Annotated in this window: 20 protein-coding genes and 1 other RNA gene; 4 read left to right on the forward strand and 17 right to left on the reverse strand. The window is 61.0% G+C overall.

All coding sequences use genetic code 11. The annotated features are described in order from the left end of the window. Positions 1-1,471 (reverse strand): DNA polymerase III subunit gamma/tau (gene dnaX / locus GTP46_RS26205; RefSeq protein ID WP_161009579.1); only part of this gene is annotated, 1,471 nt, incomplete at its 3' end. 114 nt (positions 1,472-1,585) lie between these two features. Between dnaX and GTP46_RS26210 the strand changes: the two genes are divergently transcribed. Continuing rightward, positions 1,586-2,239, forward strand: coding sequence for a hypothetical protein (locus tag GTP46_RS26210; RefSeq protein ID WP_161009580.1), 654 nt, complete (start codon positions 1,586-1,588; stop codon positions 2,237-2,239). Between the two features lie 40 nt (positions 2,240-2,279). Here the strand turns inward: GTP46_RS26210 and ffs are convergent. Together ffs and ubiD are read right to left on the reverse strand one after the other, a co-directional pair. Next, positions 2,280-2,378: signal recognition particle sRNA small type (ffs, locus tag GTP46_RS26215), an RNA gene on the reverse strand. 15 nt (positions 2,379-2,393) lie between these two features. Then, a complete protein-coding gene (ubiD, locus tag GTP46_RS26220) occupies positions 2,394-3,878 on the reverse strand; it encodes a 4-hydroxy-3-polyprenylbenzoate decarboxylase (protein ID WP_161009581.1) in 1,485 nt (494 codons plus the stop codon). 461 nt (positions 3,879-4,339) lie between these two features. On the opposite strand from ubiD, the gene GTP46_RS26225 reads away from it, so the two are divergent. Beyond that, complete coding sequence (locus tag GTP46_RS26225; RefSeq protein WP_161009582.1) at positions 4,340-5,227, forward strand: lytic transglycosylase domain-containing protein; 888 nt, start codon at positions 4,340-4,342, stop codon at positions 5,225-5,227. Between the two features lie 52 nt (positions 5,228-5,279). Here the strand turns inward: GTP46_RS26225 and GTP46_RS26230 are convergent, their stop codons facing one another. The 4 genes from GTP46_RS26230 to ribBA form a co-directional block, all read right to left on the reverse strand. After that, positions 5,280-5,852: a hypothetical protein gene (locus tag GTP46_RS26230; RefSeq protein ID WP_229259105.1), complete on the reverse strand. Its 573-nt coding sequence runs from the start codon at positions 5,850-5,852 to the stop codon at positions 5,280-5,282. 235 nt (positions 5,853-6,087) lie between these two features. Then, entirely contained in the window at positions 6,088-6,558 is a 471-nt protein-coding gene (gene nusB, locus GTP46_RS26235) for a transcription antitermination factor NusB (protein WP_161009583.1), read from the reverse strand. A gap of 22 nt (positions 6,559-6,580) precedes the next feature. After that, the gene (ribH, locus tag GTP46_RS26240) at positions 6,581-7,069 is read right to left on the reverse strand and encodes a 6,7-dimethyl-8-ribityllumazine synthase (RefSeq protein WP_161009584.1); all 489 of its coding nucleotides are present in this window, start codon (positions 7,067-7,069) and stop codon (positions 6,581-6,583) included. Positions 7,070-7,094: 25 nt separating this feature from the next. Then, positions 7,095-8,207, reverse strand: a complete 1,113-nt coding sequence (ribBA, locus tag GTP46_RS26245) for a bifunctional 3,4-dihydroxy-2-butanone-4-phosphate synthase/GTP cyclohydrolase II (protein ID WP_161009585.1) — start codon at positions 8,205-8,207, stop codon at positions 7,095-7,097. A gap of 188 nt (positions 8,208-8,395) precedes the next feature. Between ribBA and GTP46_RS26250 the strand changes: the two genes are divergently transcribed. Further along, a complete protein-coding gene (locus GTP46_RS26250) occupies positions 8,396-8,767 on the forward strand; it encodes a c-type cytochrome (protein WP_161009586.1) in 372 nt (123 codons plus the stop codon). On the opposite strand, the gene GTP46_RS26255 is transcribed toward GTP46_RS26250, so the two are convergent. Both GTP46_RS26255 and GTP46_RS26260 read right to left on the reverse strand, forming a co-directional pair. Beyond that, on the reverse strand, positions 8,768-9,412 hold the full coding sequence (locus tag GTP46_RS26255) for an SDR family oxidoreductase (protein WP_161009587.1): 645 nt from the start codon (positions 9,410-9,412) through the stop codon (positions 8,768-8,770). After that, entirely contained in the window at positions 9,409-10,212 is an 804-nt protein-coding gene (locus GTP46_RS26260; protein ID WP_161009588.1) for an inositol monophosphatase family protein, read from the reverse strand. The genes GTP46_RS26255 and GTP46_RS26260 overlap by 4 nt, the downstream gene beginning before the upstream one ends. A gap of 76 nt (positions 10,213-10,288) precedes the next feature. On the opposite strand from GTP46_RS26260, the gene GTP46_RS26265 reads away from it, so the two are divergent. Continuing rightward, positions 10,289-10,918, forward strand: a complete 630-nt coding sequence (locus GTP46_RS26265) for a TetR/AcrR family transcriptional regulator (RefSeq protein ID WP_161009589.1) — start codon at positions 10,289-10,291, stop codon at positions 10,916-10,918. On the opposite strand, the gene GTP46_RS26270 is transcribed toward GTP46_RS26265, so the two are convergent. From GTP46_RS26270 to pilV, 8 genes are all read right to left on the reverse strand, one after another. Continuing rightward, a complete protein-coding gene (locus GTP46_RS26270) occupies positions 10,907-11,548 on the reverse strand; it encodes a riboflavin synthase (RefSeq protein ID WP_161009590.1) in 642 nt (213 codons plus the stop codon). The genes GTP46_RS26265 and GTP46_RS26270 overlap by 12 nt on opposite strands. A gap of 8 nt (positions 11,549-11,556) precedes the next feature. Then, complete coding sequence (ribD, locus tag GTP46_RS26275) at positions 11,557-12,624, reverse strand: bifunctional diaminohydroxyphosphoribosylaminopyrimidine deaminase/5-amino-6-(5-phosphoribosylamino)uracil reductase RibD (protein WP_202414448.1); 1,068 nt, start codon at positions 12,622-12,624, stop codon at positions 11,557-11,559. A gap of 71 nt (positions 12,625-12,695) precedes the next feature. Further along, on the reverse strand, positions 12,696-13,244 hold the full coding sequence (locus GTP46_RS26280; RefSeq protein ID WP_161009592.1) for a GspH/FimT family pseudopilin: 549 nt from the start codon (positions 13,242-13,244) through the stop codon (positions 12,696-12,698). After that, on the reverse strand, positions 13,241-13,687 hold the full coding sequence (locus GTP46_RS26285) for a type IV pilin protein (RefSeq protein WP_161009593.1): 447 nt from the start codon (positions 13,685-13,687) through the stop codon (positions 13,241-13,243). The genes GTP46_RS26280 and GTP46_RS26285 overlap by 4 nt, the downstream gene beginning before the upstream one ends. Then, complete coding sequence (locus GTP46_RS26290) at positions 13,684-15,654, reverse strand: pilus assembly protein (RefSeq protein WP_202414446.1); 1,971 nt, start codon at positions 15,652-15,654, stop codon at positions 13,684-13,686. Before GTP46_RS26290 ends, GTP46_RS26285 begins: the two co-directional genes overlap by 4 nt. Beyond that, positions 15,651-16,244: a pilus assembly PilX family protein gene (locus GTP46_RS26295; RefSeq protein ID WP_161009594.1), complete on the reverse strand. Its 594-nt coding sequence runs from the start codon at positions 16,242-16,244 to the stop codon at positions 15,651-15,653. Before GTP46_RS26295 ends, GTP46_RS26290 begins: the two co-directional genes overlap by 4 nt. Positions 16,245-16,247: 3 nt before the next feature. Beyond that, positions 16,248-17,132: a PilW family protein gene (locus tag GTP46_RS26300; RefSeq protein ID WP_161009595.1), complete on the reverse strand. Its 885-nt coding sequence runs from the start codon at positions 17,130-17,132 to the stop codon at positions 16,248-16,250. After that, positions 17,129-17,665, reverse strand: coding sequence for a type IV pilus modification protein PilV (gene pilV / locus GTP46_RS26305; protein ID WP_161009596.1), 537 nt, complete (start codon positions 17,663-17,665; stop codon positions 17,129-17,131). The genes GTP46_RS26300 and pilV overlap by 4 nt, the downstream gene beginning before the upstream one ends. Positions 17,666-17,745: the final 80 nt, after the last annotated feature.

The following is a 17,745-nucleotide window of genomic DNA, read 5'->3' on the forward strand; positions in this document are numbered from 1 at the left end:
GACGGGACGCAGCACGTGCGGCTTCCAGCGCAGCTGTGATGGCCGCGCGTGCGGTGCTGATCGGTGCAGCAGGTGCGGCCGGAGCCGGCGCGGCTACAGGCGGCGCTATTGGTGCGCTCGGCGCTGCGACGACCGGGGCCGGAGCCGGAGCCGCGACGGGCGCTACTGGCGATGGTGCTGCTGGGGCGGCCGCTTCGCGTGCCATCGCGGCGGCTCCGGCGATGACGGATGGCGGCACCACGCTGGCGTGGTTCGCTTGCACGTTGGCGGCAGCACGTGCTGGCGTGGCACCTGCGGCGGCGCGGGCCGAAGCCATCGCCGCCTGGCGCGATACTGCTGGCGCTGCCGCTGGTTGCCCCTCCGCCCCGCCTACGCCGGGACGAAAGGCTAACATCCGTAACAAGGTCATCGAGAAGCCGGCATATTCATCCGGCGCCAGGCCCAGCTCATTGCGGCCATGCACGGCGATCTGGTAGTACAGCTGCACTTCTTCCGCATCGAACAAACCGGCGAGACGCACGATATCCGCGTACTCTGGCAAATCTTCCGGCAAGGCAGCCGGCACCGTCTGCGCCAAAGCAATCCGGTGCAGCAAAGTGCCCAGATCCTGCAAAGCGCCGTTGTACGACAGGCTGCGCGTGGCCATCTCATCGGCCACGGCCAACAGATCAGCACCATCCTGCGCTGCCAGCGCATCCAGCAAACGAATCAGGTAGAACTGGTCCAAGGCGCCCAGCATGCCCTGTACCGCATCCAAGGTCACGGCGCCGGCGGCGTAAGCAATCGCCTGATCAGTCAGCGACAAGGCATCGCGCATCGAACCATGCGCGCCGGTGGCCAGCAGGCGCAAGGCCGCCTGCTCAAAGGTGATGCCTTCCTGCCCAAGGATATTCTCAAGGTGGCCAATGATATGACCCGGCGGCATCTGCTTCAGGTTGAACTGCAGGCAGCGCGACAGCACCGTCACCGGAATCTTTTGCGGATCAGTGGTCGCCAGAATAAATTTGACGTGCTCCGGCGGTTCTTCCAGCGTCTTCAGCATCGAGTTGAAGGCGTGGTTGGTCAGCATGTGCACCTCATCGATCATATAGACCTTGAAGCGTGCATTGGTCGGCGCGTAAACCGCCTGCTCCAGCAGCTGCGCCATTTCGTCGACGCCGCGGTTGGACGCCGCATCCATCTCGATGTAATCAACAAAGCGACCCGCATCGATGGCGGTACACGCCTCGCACACGCCGCACGGCGTCGCGGTGATGCCGCCATTGCCATCCGGGCCGACGCAATTAAGCGATTTGGCCAGAATTCGCGACAAGGTGGTTTTACCCACACCGCGCGTTCCGGTGAACAGATAGGCGTGGTGCAGCCGGCCGCTATGCAAAGCATGCGTCAGTGCGCGAACCACGTGCTCCTGACCGACGAGCGTTTCGAAGTTGCGAGGGCGATATTTACGGGCGAGGACTTGATAGGACATGCTGGGATTTTACCGTATCGCGGGTGCCAAAGCGGCAATTGTAACAAGTCGCGACTGGATTAGGTAAGTCTGCGATTTCGCCCTACAATTTGTTTTTCTTTTAACATGTCAAAAATGAAAAATCTTGCCCTGCTCCCCCTGCTGTTGCTGTCCCTCGCCGCCCACGCAGATGAACGTGAATGGCATCCCTATAAAAAACTGGTGGAAGACCTGCGCCTCGACAAGTTCTATGCCCTGCCGGCCGCCGAGCGCGATAAGGTCAACCTCTACCTGACCATCAAGCCGCAGAATAAAAACATCAAACCATCCGAGGTGGTGCTGACCGTGGTGCACGGCAGTGAGCGCCAGCAGCTGCCGGCGCTGTCGCCCGACTACCGCATGGCCTTCGTCCCCAACCCCAAGTGGATGACCGACGACACTAAAATCCTGACCAGCCTGCCGAAGGAAGAAAAGTCCAAGGTCGACTACGACGCCACCACGCCGCTGCCGGAAGGCTTGCAGTGGAATTATGCGCCGGTGATGAGCAGCGTCGGCCAGATGAACCAAGCTATCAAGAAAATGGCCGGCGCACTGAGCATGTTCGCGCCGAGCGTAAAGGTGGTGGTGTTCAAGTTTAATCACCCGGCGCAGCTGAAGGTGGGCAGCGCAGTGTTTAACACCGATGCCAAGAACCAGATCAAGCTCAAGCCCGATTCGGCGCTGCTGAAGGAGAATCCGCTGATGGTGGCGTCCGAGCGGCCGTTTGAAGCCGAGCTGGACTCTGAATAAAATAAAAAAAGCTCCCCGAGGGGAGCTTTTTCTTGAATAAGGAGGCGAGCCTGATCTGCGGCACTTATGGTGAACGGCTGTGGCTGCTTCGTTCCCGACCTGACCAGGTTGACCATGCCACAATGCGCAGGGGCCCGCCAGACTTGATTATACCTTACAGCCCCAACTCCTGCCAAATTTGATCCACGCGTGTTTTCACCTCAGGTGACATGGTGATCACCGTGCCCCACTCGCGCGTGGTTTCACCCGGCCATTTATTGGTGGCGTCGATGCCCATCTTGCTGCCCAGGCCGCTTACCGGCGAGGCAAAGTCCAGGTAATCGATCGGCGTGTTATCGACCAGCGTGGTATCGCGGGTCGGATCGACGCGGGTGGTAATCGCCCAGATCACCTCGTTCCAGTCGCGGATATTCACGTCCTCATCCACTACCACGATGAACTTGGTGTACATGAACTGGCGCAGGAAGCTCCACACGCCAAACATCACGCGCTTGGCGTGGCCGGCATACTGCTTCTTAATCTGCACCACCGCCATGCGATAGCTACAGCCTTCCGACGGCAGGTGGAAATCGGTGATCTCGCTGAACTGCTTTTGCAGCAGCGGCACAAACACCTCGTTCAGCGCCAGGCCCAGCACGGCCGGCTCATCCGGCGGTTTGCCGGTGTAGGTCGAGTGATAGATCGGATCGCGTCGCATGGTGATGCGGTCTATGGTGAACACCGGGAACCAGTCCTGCTCGTTGTAATAACCAGTGTGGTCGCCGTAAGGACCTTCCAGCGCATGCTCGTAACCGGACGGATGATTTTCATCCGGGTAGATATGCCCCTCCAGCACAATCTCAGCCGAAGCCGGCACACGCAGCTCGCTGCCGATGGCTTTAACCAGTTCAGTACGGCTGCCGCGCAGCAGGCCGGCGAACTGATATTCCGACAAGGAATCCGGCACCGGCGTTACTGCACCTAATATAGTAGCGGGGTCCGCTCCCAAAGCGACGCATACAGGATAAGGCTTCCCTTTGCTTTGGATGGCGTGCTCGCGGAAGTCCAGCGCGCCGCCGCGATGGGCCAGCCAGCGCATGATGACCTTGTTCGGGCCCAGCACCTGCTGGCGATAGATACCCAGGTTCTGCCGCTTCTTATTAGGGCCCTTGGTAATCACCAGCCCCCAAGTAATTAAAGGCGCTACGTCGCCTGGCCAGCAGTGCTGGATCGGCAATTTCGACAAATCGACATCGGCGCCTTCCCACACAATCTCCTGGCACGGCGCGCCGCGCAGTTCTTTCGGCGCCATATCCCATACCGCTTTTACCAGCGAGCCCAGGCCCAGCAGATCTTTGAAGTCCTTCGGCGGCTCCGGCTCTTTCAGGCGCGACAGCACGTGGCCGATCTTGCGCAATTCGCTGACGTCTTGCGCGCCCATGCCCAGCGCCACACGGCGCTGCGTGCCGAACAAATTAGCCAGCACCGGCATGCTGTGGCCGGTCGGATTCTGGAACAGCAAGGCCGGTCCGCCCGCACGCAAAGTGCGGTCGCAAACCTCCGTCATCTCTAAATGCGGCGAAACAGGGCTTAAAATGGGCTTAAGTTCACCCATTCCTTGCAGTTGGGAAATAAAATCTCGTAGATCGGAATATTTCATCGGTTTTTTAATATTTTCTTACATTAAAGCGTACTGTTTAAAAATACAGGTCAAGTGATTGATTTTATTGGTTTTCTCTAGCTAGCAAGGCAAAATTCTAGATTTAAAAGTTATAAAGACGCTTGCCGTTAGTATTGACTTGATATAAAACGCCTTCTACAATCCACCCTACTTGATGAGGACTGGCCTTTGCGCCCCTCATACATTCACGGAGTCGGGGCTCCACATGACATTTTAAGGAGTGTTTTCAAAGGCGTCTTGCCTTGCTCCCCGGTTGTAGTTGTATTGCATCTGGTTGACTCCTGCGGGAGAGATCAGCAACAAGCAAGCAATGATGGCGTTCTCGTGAGCTTCCTACAGCGACGACGAACGAGATATTTCTGATGCACGGCATTAGCACCTGTTTAGCTGCGTTTAACGCTGGCGGGGTATCGCTTTTACGGTCATTTCAGGGGAACTCTATGATTAATCGCATCACCGGCGCAACGACGTTTGCCCGTACCATGGCTCGCCAGCCAGCCGCGTGGTTCACCACGTCGCGCATTTCGGCAAAGGGCGTGCTGACCACCGCCCAACACACCCTGACCATTGTGGGTGTGACCGCTTTAGTAGTAATGGCAGTACTGTTTGTCCGTCCAGACCTGGTAAAAGCCCTCAGTGACGGCCTGAACCGCGTTCCTGGCGCAGAAGTGGTTGCTGTCACCGCACCACCACTGGACGCGCTGATGGAGGCGCCAGCCGCCGTCACCGTGTCGACCGCTCCGCTGTCGGCCGAAGAAAAAGCCCTGCTGGGCACTGAGAAGCAGCAGAAATGGGTTACCACCTGGCTGTCCAAGCGTTACCGCGTTGCCGGCGACGCTGCCAACATGCTGGTGTCGACCGCTTACCTGACCGCTCGCGAAATCAAACTGGATCCACTGCTGATCCTGGCTGTGATGTCGATCGAGTCGGGCCTGAATCCGTTCGCGGAAAGCCCGATGGGCGCGCAAGGCCTGATGCAGGTGATGTCCAAAGTGCACCACGAGAAGTTCCAGGACATGGGTGGCACGCAAGCCGCGCTGAACCCAGTGGCCAATATCCGCGTTGGTTCGCTGATCCTGAAGGATTACGTGACCCGTGGCGGTTCGGTGGAAGCCGGCCTGAAGAGCTATGTCGGCGCCGCTGCGTTTGAAAGCGACGACGGCTACGGCACCCGCGTGCTGGCCGAGTACAACCGCCTGAAGCAAGTTTCGGCGGGTAAGAAAGTGCCAACCATCACGCCAGTGATGACGGCTGCAGCACCAGCCAAGGCTGTGCCAGTCGCAGCGACCGAGAAATCGGTAAGCGGTACGCAGATCGCTGGTCTGTAATTAGCACCGTCCTAGTAAAAGCCGCCTCGGTCAGGCGGCTTTTTTTACGTCCCTAATTCGGACAATCCCGAATGCTCACCCGGCCGGTATCCCGGAATGGATCCTTGCCGCTGCCAAAACTGTTCGACTCCTTGTAATAGCAAACCACTGCACCGCCTGGCAAACGCCACTTGGTCACGCGGCTGCCATCCGGCGCGGTGAACTCACCTATCGCGCCACTACCGCCGCCCACATACGCCTTGCCGATGGCCGTGGCCAGCGCCGTCTCATCATTCACATATTTGCGGTCGCGCTGCGTCCAGGCATCCTTGCGCGCCTTTTGGTCAGCAGCCAGTGCGCCTTTGATGGCGCGCTGCCTGAGGTCGTCCTGCGGCTTGACCGGGACGGCAAAGGGATCGGGCGGCAATGTGGCTGCAACGGTGGACTCGGCAGCGGACGCGGATGGCGGCACGGTGATCGGCTGCGGCTCGGCGGCCACCGGCACGCGCTCCGGACGCGCAGGCGCGCGAGCCAGCGCGTCGGCAGGCTTGGATGGCTTGGCCGGCTCCGCCGGTTTAGCTGGTTTAGGCGGCGGTAGCGGCTTAAACGGCGTCAAAATGTAGGTGATTGGCGTGTGCGGTCTCAAAACCGCCGCCAGCGGCCTCTCAGGCGCTTTCCAGGCGAAGAAGGCCAATAGGTGCGCGCCGCCGATCAGCGCCAGCCAGCCGCGCCGGCGCCAGCTTGGTGTCTGTAATTCGATGATACCGCTCCAAGATTAGCCGAAATGCAATTCTGTCCATTCGGCGCTGCACAAGTCAAGCGGCCAATAAAAAAAGCCACCGCACGCTACCGTGGGTGGCTTTTAACGATACCGGCGAAGCTTAGCGCTTCTTGTCTGCGGCAACCTCGTCCGGACGCAGCTGGGCCGCCAGCTTGTCCAGCACGCCGTTGACGTATTTGTGACCGTCGATACCGCCGAACGACTTGGTCAGTTCCACCGCTTCGTTGATCACGACGCGGTAAGGAATTTCCTGGTTGTTCTTCAGTTCGTACGCACCGATCAGCAGCACTGCGTGCTCGATCGGCGACAGTTCCTTGATGCCACGGTCCACCAGCGGCGCGAACATCTCGCGCAGTTCCACCGACGAACCGATGGCGCCGTTCAGCAGCACGGTGAAGTGCTCGGCATCGGCCTTGTCGAAGCCGTGCGCGCCGCGGATGTGGTTGACCACCGTGGAGGCGGATTCGTTATTCAGCAGCCACTGGTACAACCCTTGCAGCGCGAACTCACGCGAGCGGTGACGCGGCGTGCGGTTCTTGCTGGGGTTGGCGTGCAAAGTCTTCTCATTCATGTGGTTCTACCTTTATTCTTAATTACTCGTCGTCGCCGTGGTCCTGGCTCAGCTCTTCCAGAGCGATGGTCAGGTTGGCCATTTCGACGGCTACGCGCGCCGCATCGGCGCCTTTGACGGCCATGCGCACTTCGGCTTGCTCGTCGTTCTCGGTGGTCAGGATCGCGTTAGCGATAGGAATACCATAATCCAGGCCGATACGGGTGATGCCCGCGCCCGATTCGTTCGACACCAGCTCGAAGTGGTAAGTTTCACCTCGGATGATGGCGCCCAGCGCGATCAGCGCGTCGAACTGCTGCGACTCAGCCATCTTCTGCAGCACCAGCGGCACTTCCAGCGCGCCCGGCACGGTCACGTGCAGGATGTCTTCATCCGCCACGCCCAGGTGCTTCAGCTCGGCCAGGCAAGCGGACAGCAGGCCGTGGCAGATGTCTTCGTTAAAACGGGCTTGTACCACGCCAATGCGCAGGTCTTCACCGTTCAGGTTGGTTTCGTAGCTTCCTACGGTCATGATGGCCTCTTGTATGTTGGTTGAATTAGTTAGGTTTGGCGACGTAGCCGGTCACTTCCAGATTGAAGCCGGTCATCGACGGCATCTTGCGCGGGCTGGCCAGCAGCTGCATTTTGCAGACGCCGACTTCGCGCAGGATTTGCGCACCGATGCCGTAGCTACGCAGGTCCATACTGGCCGCGCGGCCTTTCGGCTTGGTGTCTTCCGGCTTGCACAGGGCGTCGAACTGGTTGAAGAACTGCTCGGCAGTTTCTTCGCAGTTGAGCAGCACGATCACGCCGCTGTCAGCCGCCTTGATCGCCGCCATCGAGGACGACAGGTTCCACGAGTGGGTGGTCGCTTCCGATTCCAGGATGTCCAGGATCGAGACTGGCTGGTGCACGCGCACCAGGGTTTCCTTGCCCTTCTCAATCTGGCCGTGCACCAGCGCCAGGTGGGCCGAGCCGCTTGGCTTGTCGCGGTAAGCGATCATGCGGAAGTCGCCATGGGCGGTCTTCAGCGTACGCTCGCCGGCTTTTTCCACCAGCGACTCATTGCGGCTGCGATAGTGGATCAGGTCGGCGATAGTGCCGATCTTCAGATTGTGTTCCTTGGCGAATTCCAGCAGGTCCGGCAGGCGCGCCATGGTGCCATCGTCCTTCATGATTTCGCAGATCACCGAGGCGGGCGTCAGGCCGGCCATGGCGGTCAGGTCGCAACCGGCTTCGGTATGGCCTGCGCGCATCAGCACGCCGCCCTTTTGCGCCTTCAGCGGGAAGATGTGGCCTGGCTGGACGATGTCCGACGGCTTGGCATCCTTGGCCACAGCGACCTCAATGGTCTTGGAGCGGTCGGCGGCCGAGATACCGGTGGTCACGCCTTCCGCCGCTTCGATCGAGACGGTGAAGTTGGTGCCATAGGCGGTGCCGTTCTTGGACGACATCATCGACAGTTCGAGTTGGTCGCAGCGCTCTTCGGTCAAGGTCAGGCAGACCAGGCCGCGCGCATGCTTGACCATGAAATTGATGGCTTCCGGCGTGACGAAGTCCGCCGCGAGCACCAGATCACCTTCGTTTTCCCGGTCTTCTTCATCGACCAGGATCACCATGCGGCCAGCGCGCAATTCGGCGACGATTTCTTCGGTGCTGGAAATTGACATTTTTAATCCTTCAAGGCTAAGCGAGAGTATTTCATTAACCCGCTATTTTAAAGGATTTACGCCAACCCTACCTTAAAACGCTGATTTTACCGGCAAAATTAGAGGGCATCATCCGCTAAAATAGTTGAATCCGGCCGCATCCTACTTGCGTATAAGAAATAAACGTAAGCCAAATCAAAGGGATAATCATGTTCACCACCGTATTACCAGCCTGCCTTGCAGCCTTGCTGCTGACGGGACTGGCACACGCACAAGACGGCCGGCAAATCGCACAGGGACAGCGATTGTGGCAGAAACGTTGTTCGGAATGCCACGCCATCGATTCCGATGAAACCGGCCCGCACCATCGCGGCGTCTTTGGGCGCCGGGCCGGCAGCGTCAAAGGCTATGACTATTCGCCGGCGCTGCGTCACGCCAACGTGCAATGGGACGAGGCCTCGCTCGACCGCTGGCTCAGCGATCCGGAAAAATTCATCCCCGGCCAGAATATGGACTTCCGCGTGCGAAACAAGACCGAACGGGCGGCCCTGATCGCCTTCCTGAAAAGTATTTCGGGCTGATTACCAGGGAGCGTTATCGACCTTGCCAGTATACACATCCCAAGTCGTACCAAGCGGCGCATCATCTGCTGCGCTGATTAACATCCGGGCTAAATCGTTACGGCTGATAGTACGCCACATAGTCATCCTGTGCAGTGGGGCGCTAGCCGTAACGGACATCGGGTTTTCCGCATCCGTCAGCCGTGGCGCCCGGCAAATGACATAGGGCAGCCCGCTATCTCGCAAAAACTTCTCGCGCTTGACGATGTTATCTCGCATGCCGGGCTTCATGGCGTTTAACAGCCACCAGACCCATGACGGCAGATCTGCGCCCATCACGGAAAGCAGCACAAACCGTCCAGCGCCGCCTGCTTTAGCTGCGGCTATCGTGTTGACACAGCCATCGAGCATCACGGCTTTGACTTGTTCGCGCGTTAGCCCTTTTCCGTGGATATCGACGGTGAAGAATACGGCGTCAAATCCACCAGACAGCGCGCCTTTAATCGCCTCCGCATCGGTCACATCGGCGGCATATGATTCCACCGTCCCGTGCGATGGCACAGGCTGCCGCGAGATCGCCCGCACCGCTGCACCGCTGGCCGCTAACTGCGCCACAACGCGCTTGCCAGTCCCGCTGCTGGCGCCCACCACCGCATAGCGCTTCATGGCTGAATCTCCTGTGCCAGCGCAGCGACAGCAGCATGAATACCCGGCGCCGCTGCCAGAAAACTGGTGCTGGCAAAGCTCCACGGATTACCTTGCACATCGGTGAGCACACCGCCGGCTTCGCTGACCAGCAAGGCGCCAGCCGCCAGTCCCGAACGGACCTGGCTAAATTGCCAGAAGCCATCCATGCGCCCGCTTGCTACATCGATTAATTCCAGGGTCGCCGGCACCGCCATGCGCACCAGGAGCGCCTTATCGAGCATTACCGTTACTGAGCGGCCGATGGCGGCATAGGTCTGCCCTCCTTCACCGGGCCGTGCCTGCCCAGTTCCCACAATGGCGGCCCGCAGTTCGTTCTTGACGGAGACCTGCAGGCGCAGGTCATTCACATGAGCACCGCCATGGCGGACGGCGGTGTAGGTCACTCCTTGAACAGGAATATTCACCACCGTGAGCACCGGCAGGCCATCCCGCACCAGGGTGGCGCTCACTGCCCAGCCAGCGCCGCCATGGATATGATTAACGTTGCCTTCAACCGGATCAACGATCCACCACTCTCCTTCAGGCAAGGCGCCGCCAGCCTCCTCATCCTCCACCCAGCCACTGCCGGGGCGCAGGCTGAGCAAGGCCGCGCGCAAATCGGCGCCGACGGCACGGTCGTTATCCTCGATTGCGGCCAACAGGGCGGGAAAATCATCAGGGGGATTCGCCTTCTGGAAGCGGGCCAGCAAGATGCGGCCGGCGGTTTCTACAGCTTCACGGACTGATGGCAGCAATCCGTTCAATTCATCTGCGTACATAAGTACTCCTTGGTGTAATGTGAGAACATGTTCATAATATGAGCAATTACTCATATTCGATACTCGCATTCCCAACATGACCAAACTGCCACCACCGCCCGCCACCGCTCCTCGGAAAAGACCGACGCAACGCCGCTCCGCAGCCACTGTGGACGCAATTCTGGAGGCCGCTGCTCGCATTTTGGAAACCAGTGGCTATGAGGGCTACACCACTAACGCGGTCGCGGCAACGGCTGGGGTGAGCATCGGCTCCTTGTATCAATACTTTCCGAACAGGGAGTCGCTAACCCAGGCGCTGGTCGAGCGTGAAACTGCGGAGTTGTTGGCCGCCATTGAGGCGATAGGAGATGTAAGCGGGGTTGACGGTATTCAGCAAATACTCAACATCGCGGTACGTCATCAGTTACAACGGCCGCACCTGAGCCGCTTCCTGGATCTAGAAGAAGCGCGCTTACCTACAAGCGAAACCAGCCGCCTTCATGGGGAGCGTGCAGCAACGATTCTGGCGGGATATTTGAAAAAAGCGGGATGCGCGGCGCCCGGTTATGCCATCCGCGATGTGATGGCGATTACCCGCGGCATCGTTGACGCTGCGGGCTGCCAGGGTGAAACTGACGAGATGGCACTGGCACATCGCGTCCGGGCAGCGGTCTTTGGCTATCTGGACATGATCGCCAGAGACCCGGTTGGCGGTTTAGTTCCCTGAAATGGCGCTCGACACGGAAACCATGCGCTCAACATAACGGGCGATCAGGTCGATTTCCAGATTGACCTTGGCGCCCACAGTCAGGTGCTTGAGCGTGGTGACGGCGATGGTGTGCGGGATCAGGTTGATCGAGAACTGGCACACGAGGTCGGCACCAGTTCCAATGTCGTTAATGCGATTGACTGTCAGCGACACGCCATTCACCACGATCGAGCCTTTGTAGGCCAGGAACTTGGCCAGCTCATGCGGCGACTCCACCACCAGCTCCCACGATTCGCCCACCGGCTCAAACTTGCGCACGACGCCCAGGCCGTCAACGTGGCCCGAAACCAGATGGCCACCGAGGCGCTCATTCAGCGTCAGCGCTTTTTCGAGGTTGACTTCGGTCAGCGTGTCGAGGCCGACAGTCTTGTTCAGGCTTTCGCGCGAGACATCGACGCGGAAGTTGGTGGCATCTTTCTCCACCACGGTCATGCAGGCGCCGTTGATGGCGATCGAGTCGCCCAGGCCAACGTCGGCCAGCGGCAGGCCGCCGGCGTTGATGTCCAGGCGCACGCCTGCGAACGAGCCGCCTTCCAGCGGCTTGACGGATTCAATTTTGCCGACAGCGGCGACGATACCAGTGAACATAATTTTTCCTAACGAGTGAATCGGGCAAGGATACGCAAATCTTGGCCGATTTGCTTAACCTCGTGAAATTGCAAATTCTTTTTGTGCGACAGGTCGGTCAGCGCCGGCAGCGCGAACATGCCTTGCGCGTCGCCGATCAGCGTGGGCGCGAGGTAGACCAGCAGCTCGTCAACGCAGCCTTCGCGGATCAACGAACCATTCAGCTTGCCACCCGCTTCCACGTGCAGCTCATTGATCTGGCGGCGGCCCAGTTCCCGCATCAGTTCCGGCAGGTCGACCTTGCCGCTGGCGTTCGGCAGCAAGATCACCTCGTGACCAGCTGCAACCAACGCCGCTTCCTTTTCAGGATGGCTCACCGCAGCGACAATCCACGTCCCGCCGCCCTCTAATATCTTGGCGGACAGGTCAATTTCAAGCTTGCTGTCGACCACGATGCGGCGCGGCTGGCGCGGCGTCTCCACTGCGCGCACATTCAGTTGCGGATCATCGGCCTTGACCGTGCCAATGCCAGTCAGGATAGCGCAAGCGCGGGCGCGCCAGTGATGGCCGTCGGCACGCGCTTCCGGGCCGGTAATCCACTGGCTGACGCCGTTGTGCAAGGCTGTCATGCCATCGAGGCTGGCGGCGGTTTTCATGCGCACCCACGGCAGGCCGCGCGTCATGCGCGAAAAAAAGCCGATATTCAGTTCATAGGCCTGTTCGGCCAGCACGCCAACATGGGTGGCGATGCCGTTAGCGGCCAGCTTGGCCATGCCCTGCCCTGCCACCAGCGGATTCGGATCTTCCATCGCTGCCACCACGCGACCGAGGCCGGCGCGCACCAGCGCATCCGAGCATGGCGGCGTGCGGCCGTGGTGGTTACATGGCTCCAGCGTGACGTAAGCGGTGGCACCACGCACATCATGGCCGCGCGCCTGCGCATCCTTGAGCGCCTGGATTTCCGCATGATCGCTGCCAGCTTGCTGCGTGACGCCGGCGCCGATCACCACGCCATTGCGCACGATCACACAGCCGATGTGCGGATTCGGCGCGGTGGTGTACAGCCCCTTCGCGGCCCACTCCAGCGCCAGCGCCATGCCTTCAAGATCGTCGCGAATATCCACGTTACCCCTACCAAATATGATTTCGCGTCATTATAAAGGCTTGTTCAGTCGGCCGCGCTGGCGCAATTAGAGGGTTCTGTCTTGGGATCGCAAACGCGCACGCGGCCCAGCATGTTGATGATGACGTTGCGGGCTTGATCACCTTGCGCGAGCGACAACGTGCCCCAGCGAGCGGTGAGGCTGTTGTCGAAGCGACAGGTGCGGCCGGCAGCGTTGTAGGCGATGTAGGTGGGCGTGCCGCCGGAGGTGAAGCGCGCTGTGATGCTGATGTCGGCCCGCAGCGGGTCGTGGCGGTAGATCAGCGGTTCACCAGGGTCGGGGCGGCGGTTGCCGTTGCGGTCGATGAAGATGGCCCAGCCGCTTTGCCAGTTGCTGCCGGATGGCTCCAACGGCGCCATCAACACTTTGCTGCCGCGTGCCATTGCTTGCGAGCGGGTCAGGTCGATGGCGGCTTGCAGATCATTCGCGGCGGTTTGCAAGCGCAGGCGCTGTAGCGATTGCTGGAAGGCCGGCGCGGCCACGCCTAGCAGGATTGCCGCGAGCGCCAGCACGACCAGCAGCTCGATCAATGTCAGGCCATTGTGGCGCCTCATGGCCAGCATCCTGATGCAGGGCCGCTGGCAAGGCGCTGGCCGGTGCTGGTGAGGGTCAGCATATTGCAATCGTTGTCGCGGAAGCGGCTATCAACCAAGGCGGTGCCGGGCCGTGCGATCACTTGGATGCATTGCGAAATCAGCTCGCCATCGCAGGCCTTGCCTTCGATTTCGTACGCACTGGCCGGCGCGCTGGCGGCGCTCCACCATTGGAAGTGGCGCGCTTCGGGCTCCGTGGCTGCGGCGGAAAAAGCAATGTAGCTGTTGTGCTGCGAGTGAAACCGTTCCTGCTGCATCATCAGCTTGAGCAAGGCCGATTGTGCTTCGCTGCGGCGCGTGCGCACCACATGCTGCTGGTAGGCCGGCATCGCGAACGCCATCAGTATCATTACGATGACCATCACCACCAGCAGCTCAATCATGCTGAACCCCGCGCGTTTCATTTGGCCGCCTCATGCAGTTCGCGCCAGTTGATGATCTCGCGCCAGCTCAGGCGGCCGGCGCGGCGCATGATGCGCACACTGCCGATGGTTGGCGCCACGCCCGCCGCCGCACCAGCGCCGACAACGACATACGTTTTCTCCTGCCAGATGCGCCCGATCGGATCGGCCTCGCCTCGCGTGACTGTTTGCGGCAGCAGTGTGGGTAGCGGCACGTAGCCGGGCAGCACCTCGCCCGCGATCGGCACAGCGCCTTCTGCCGGCAAGCCGCTGGTGACGCTGAGCGCGTAACTTCGGCTATGCGCCGGACTGCACATATCCGCGCCGGGCAGCACGGTGTTGAACAGCACCACGCCATCCGCCAGCTTGCCGGTGTCGATGCTGCGCTCGGTCGCCGCAGTGAAGTCGATATACCAGCCTTTGCTGCCGGGCTCCATACGCAAGTCGCTGCCATCGAGGAAGCGCTGGGTCAGTTGGCGGCGGCCGGTGATGATGTCCGGCGGCGTTTGCAGGCTGTCGATGAGGGCGTAGTAAGACTGCGGCGAGGCCTTGCGGTCAGCCTGCTCTATCAGCCGGCCAGTGCCGAACATGATGAAGTAGCCTTGGCTGGCGTAGGCTAGCAGCGGCAGCTGCGTGATCGGCTGGCGCCTGCCGCTGGCATCGCGGGCGATGAACAGCGGCTTGCTGATCGCCTTCGCCCACGGCGCGCTGCCGCTGAAATCGAAGCGCCAAAGATTGCCTTGCAGGTCGCCCGCGTAGGCATAGCGCAGCATGCCGTCGCTATCGTTCAGCAGCACTGGCGCGCTGAGAGCGTTGGCCTGCGTGACATCCGCAACCGGCGTTGTGATGCGGTAGTAATTGCGGTTGAACCGCCAGCCTTCGTCACGCGGTTTGTCGAGGGCCAGCAGGAATAAGGCGCCCTTGCCATCGCCAGCGTTATTGATGCCACTGGCGACGATGGCGAAGTCGCGCACCACATCGCGCCGCACGCGCACCCTGGCGAGTTGCGGGATGGCGGTGACATTGCCCATCAGCGGATCGTCGCGGCTGGTGAATTCCCACAGCGCGCCGAGGCCATCAGCAAAATGCGTGGGATCGGTGATGTCCAGCGCGAACACGCCGGGCGCTCCGCCGCCCATGGCGGCGAGCAGGATGGTTTTCTTGTTGCCGTCAATGCGGGCTTCGCCAGCGCTGGCAGGGCCGTCCACGTAGGCGCGATGCAGGTAGGCGGCATCGGTCAGGTGGTGCAGTTGGGCGATCAAGGCATCCGGGATGTAGGCGAACAGCTCGTTGCCGCTGGCGGCGTCGAAGGCGTGCAGCATGCCATCGTTGGCGCCGAGGTAGACGGCGGTGCGGCGGTCTGTCGGACCGACGTAGACAGGCGTGCCGTGGACGGTGTCGCCAAGTATGCTGCTGCGGCGGCGGAATGGTGCACCTTCCAGCGTACGATCGCCACGCAGATAGGCGACGCGCTGCTCGCCAAGATGGTCGTCACGATCGAGCTGTGCTCGCTGCGCAGCCGACAGTGCCGGCCATGTGAAGGGAATCATGGTCAATGCGCCGTCAGGCTGCACGATGGCGCTGTAAATCTGGCGCAGCGCCGGTGCAGGCGTTGGCGGTCGGCCGGCATCGCCAGTCAGGATGACGCCCGCATCCCATGCCAGTGTGGACGTTGCGCCGACGCCGGCTGACAACACGTAGCGCGAGAAATGCCCGCCCCAGTCGGCAAGATCCATCGAGGCTTGATACAAATCGCCAGCGCTGGCCGATGGCGCACCGCCGGCTACAGGGAGTCGCGCAGGCCGCAGCAGAATTGCGCCGCTGGCCGTACCTTTGCTACCGGTCGAAGCCGGGCTGCAAGTAGCGGCAATCGGACCACTATCAATCTCCAGCGGCGGCGGCACAGCGCGGGCCAGCGTGCAGATGGCCCCTGCCAGCAGCCACACAGGTATTTTGAGAATTTGCTTCATGGCGTCTCCTCCGGTTTGCTAAACACGCTTTGCAACACAACCTCGGTTTCTGGTTTGGCGCCGAAGCCGAGGGCAGTGACGCGGTAGCAATAATGCGGCTCCGCGGCGGCGGACGCGTCGTCGCCAGGTTGATGGCATTCCATACGTTCGATCAGGTAGCGCGGCTTCTTGAATGGCAAAAAGCCCTCTCCTGTCGGCATCACGGCACCTGTGTAGGTGCCGTGAGTGACTGTGCAGTCGCCGCCGTCAGCGCCGGACAGATCCACCTTTTGCCACACCGGCGTCGCGCTGGACGGCGCACGCGCACACAAACCGGCGCTGGCCGCACCGGCACCGGCATCACACGACTCCGCGAATCCTTCGCCGCTTTCAAATGCAATATGGCGGGCTGGATCGAGGCTGTTGTCGATCTCGTGTTCCGCATCTTTCAAAGCATCCTCCGTCGCCAGAAACGCCACATCCCGATCGCGCTCAGCGCGCGCCGCTTTTTCGCTTTGCAAACTCAACTGGGCAGCCGACACGCCCAATAGCATCACCATGATCAGCAGCACCAGGCTAATCAACAGTGCAATTCCTCGTTGCCCGCGCATGATTCAGCCATCCCGGTTGCGCAGCGCCACGGTCACGCTGAACAGCCGCCGCGCGCGCAGCCGCTGCGATGCCGGCAAGCTGCCCTCCACCACGCGCACGCCAATGTCCTCCCCATGCGCATCGGAGTACGCCGGGCCGAACAAGTCGTAACGCGTATTCACCGTGTCGCTGCGGGTGTTGCGCTCGCCGTGCAGCAGCAAGGCCAGCTTGATGCTGCACACGCGCCTCCAACCAGCCATGGCCTGCACGGCGGTCGCGTTGAGATAGGTGTTGGGCACGCCATCCACCGGCGTATCGGTATCAACGCCGTACAGCACTTGAAACGAGTCCACGCCGCGCACGATGGCGTCCGCGCCCCAGCCGGAGGCGCTGCGGTACTTGCAGCGCAGTTCTGCCTCGCCGCTTGCGTCTTCCGCGACGTAGAAAATGCTCCAGCCTTGCGACGCGCCCGCCACGCCAAAGCCTGCGCAGTTGACGCTGGAGCCATCGCCACTCGCGCCTGCGCCGGAGCCGCTGAAGCGCAAGGCCAGCACATCACTGCCATTCGCCACTGGCGGCAGTGGCTTGCTGATGCCGTCGCTGCTGCGGCTGATGCTGGCAGCGTCGCGGCCATCAACGGCAGGCGCATCCGGATCGAGCTCGGGCGGTGCGAGGTCGCCATCCCAGTTGATGTATGCGCCTTGCCGTATCGCTTGCGCCATCGTCTGCAAGGCATAGCGGCCGCCATCTGCCAGCCACGCGTTGTCGGTGTGATTGCGATAATTGCTGGCGGTGGCGATCAGCAGGCCGCTGGCAAGCAAGGTAAGTAACAGGCCCAGCGCAATGGCGATCAGGAATTCGACCAGGCCCCAGCCACTGCCGTTTACATTGCCGCGCGCGGGCTTCATGGCGTAGCTCCGACCGCCAGTGCCACGCCGGGCGCGTATTCGCCTGTCTCATCCACGACCGGCGTGCCATCTGGATTCTTGCCGCGCCAGCCGACCTTGACCACCAAAGGCGCAGCAGCGTCGCCCATGCAAGCCCAGCGCAATTGGCCGCCGCTCCACAAGCCTGCATCGCGGCAAATCAAGACGCGGCCAGCAGGCAGGATTTGCCGCACCTGCTGCTTGGACTCATACATATCGGCCCACGCCAGCGCCGCGCTGGCGCACGCATCGCCGTGACAGAAGACAGCAGGCGCGGATGGCAGCGGCTCCGCATAGGCATCGTAATTGAGGGTGAGATAGAGCGCGGCCTGCGCCGGATTGGCACGCATGCGCTCAACCAGCGCAGTCGCCATCTGCGTCGCCTGCGACAACAACAGGGCCTGATGCCGCGCCCGCAGCGCCGCCATCTGCAAGGCCACGCCGCCGATGATGCCCAAAGCGAGCACCACTACCGCAATCAGAGTTTCCAGCAAGGTAAAGCCGCGTGCGCGCATGGCACACCTCCGCAAGTCGGGGAGACTGCGTTAAAAGGTAGCAGCGGCTAAAGCAGAGAGTATGAGGTGTATCAAAAGTG

Source organism: Duganella flavida, from assembly GCF_009857445.1.
GTDB lineage: Bacteria > Pseudomonadota > Gammaproteobacteria > Burkholderiales > Burkholderiaceae_D > Rugamonas > Rugamonas flavida.